Annotated in this window: 2 protein-coding genes; both read left to right on the top strand. The window is 63.3% G+C overall.

Going from position 1 to position 1846, the window contains the following annotated elements; all coding sequences use genetic code 11:
- The first annotated feature begins 399 nt into the window (after nucleotides 1-399).
- Complete coding sequence (locus HMPREF2617_RS04275) at nucleotides 400-1422, top strand: DUF4192 domain-containing protein (RefSeq protein WP_070840107.1); 1023 nt, start codon at nucleotides 400-402, stop codon at nucleotides 1420-1422.
- Nucleotides 1423-1583: 161 nt separating this feature from the next.
- A complete protein-coding gene (locus HMPREF2617_RS12030) occupies nucleotides 1584-1727 on the top strand; it encodes a hypothetical protein (protein ID WP_016456431.1) in 144 nt (47 codons plus the stop codon).
- Nucleotides 1728-1846 lie beyond the last annotated feature (119 nt).

The following is a 1846-nucleotide window of genomic DNA, read 5'->3' as shown; positions in this document are numbered from 1 at the left end:
TCCGGACACACATTTTGTCGCTTAACCCTCAAAATCCTGCACCAAACGGAACTGCGACGCTCCAACGACGCGGCGCAGGTTTTCGGTGCATTGCTTAGTGATTGCTAGGACGGCAGCAACGAAGGAACGCCACGGGAGTCGGCAGTTCGAGGAAAGCAACTGCGAACTGCTGTGCAAGTCTCACAACCGCGCCAAAGGTAACGCTTAACCAGCGGCGACGCGGGGATCTAACAATGCTGCGTCGCTAGCGCTCGCACCCAGCGAGCGAGCATCAGGCTGCGCTAGCGACGCCGAGCGCACAAAGGCACTGCACTGCGGGGATACGCCTGCGACCGGCAGAGCCGGACTGAATACGGGATTGACCACGTTCACCCCGTATTCGTGCAAAGGAGCACTGCCATGTCCACTCATTCCCACACGCTTGCATCTCACGGCGAGATCCTCGCGAACCTCCCCGGCATCCTCGGGTTCTACCCGAACAACTCGCTGATCCTCGCGTTCTTCGTCGACGACGAGGGCGTCGACACCGTCCGCCTCGGCCCGGTCGCGCGGTTCGATCTGGACGAGGCCGTGGAGAAGCTCACCGAGAGTCGCGAGCGGTTCGCAGCGTGGGTCCACCACCTCGAACTCGACGCTGTTATCGCGTACATGATCAGCGATGACATTGCGCAGCCGGTCTTTGACGAGACGGCCACGTATCTCACTAGTGGGGCAGTGCACCTACCGCCGCTGCTCGGGGTGGTGCAAGTGCCCGAGATCGTCACCGGGGCTGCGTGGTGGTCTGTGTACCAGCATCCGCTCATCGACGAGCCGCGCCACGGTGTTGTCGGCGAGGTCGCCGCATCAGCGGCGCTGCAGCAGATGCTAGAGCACACCGGCGAGCTGCCGGAGCCGAGCAAAGACGACATCGAGGCACGCCTGAACAGCACCGATCACGGCATCGACGCTGCCGAGCACGCCGACATCATCGAAGACGCGCTGGCGTATATCCCGCCCATGTTCTCCGACGTGCTGCAGCGTGAATACGAGCAGGCGGCGGCAGGAATAACCCAGCCGAGCACGCGCGCTGTTCGATCGGCGCTGAAATGCTTCACCACGCCGCGCTTGCGAGACGCGCTGCTCGCGGCGCTGCTCGATGACCCGCAGGCGGGCCTACGGTTCGCGGAGCAGGTTATGCGTGCTGTCCCGACCAGCTGGCCAGGGATGCGCGCGCAGCTCACCACCACGGTTGCCGTGCTTGCGCACGCCACAGGCCAGCCGGGACTAGCTGGCGTGGCCGCGCACCGAGCCACCGAGATCGGGCCAGACGAGAACTTCCCGTCGTTGGTGGCGAAGCTGACCGACATCGGCCAAGGCGAGCGGATGGTCGAACTCGTCCGCGAGGGCGCCGAGAAGACCCGCACGATCTTGTTCACCGAGTAGCACCACACACCCCGTTGCAGCGATGCAACGGGGTTTCTTTTTTTCTCGTCGGCCGTGGCTTGCGACAGCAGACACTTCAACGAGGCAGGGGAGCGACCCCTAGACAGCAGAGCTGTCTCCAACAGACGGATTGACCACCAATCCGAACAAGGAGGCACGTGATGCGCGACATCACCCACACCGACCTGGAACTGCTCTACCAGCTCGCCGACGGCATCGACGGCGAGGACGCCGATCCGGGTGCAGCACAAGAACTGCGCGACCTAGAGGCGGCAGGCACGCCGCTGCCCTGGGCAGTGCTGTAACGACAGCGCAACCCCCCGCAGCAGCAAAGCAGCTGCTTCAACACCCACATTGCACGGCAATTCACACCCACCCACATAAGGAGAACCATCATGTCCAACCCCTTCAACAACGGCACCAT

The organism is Corynebacterium sp. HMSC070H05, from assembly GCF_001837615.1.
In the GTDB taxonomy this organism is placed as follows: Bacteria; Actinomycetota; Actinomycetes; order Mycobacteriales; family Mycobacteriaceae; genus Corynebacterium; species Corynebacterium coyleae.
This window is presented reverse-complemented; position numbering and strand designations above follow the sequence as displayed.

Excerpts from the sequence above, each read along its gene's own strand:
- HMPREF2617_RS04275 (WP_070840107.1), top strand. The coding sequence starts at position 400 with ATGTCCACTCATTCCCACACGCTTGCATCTCACGGCGAGATCCTCGCG.
- HMPREF2617_RS12030 (WP_016456431.1), top strand. The coding sequence starts at position 1,584 with ATGCGCGACATCACCCACACCGACCTGGAACTGCTCTACCAGCTCGCC.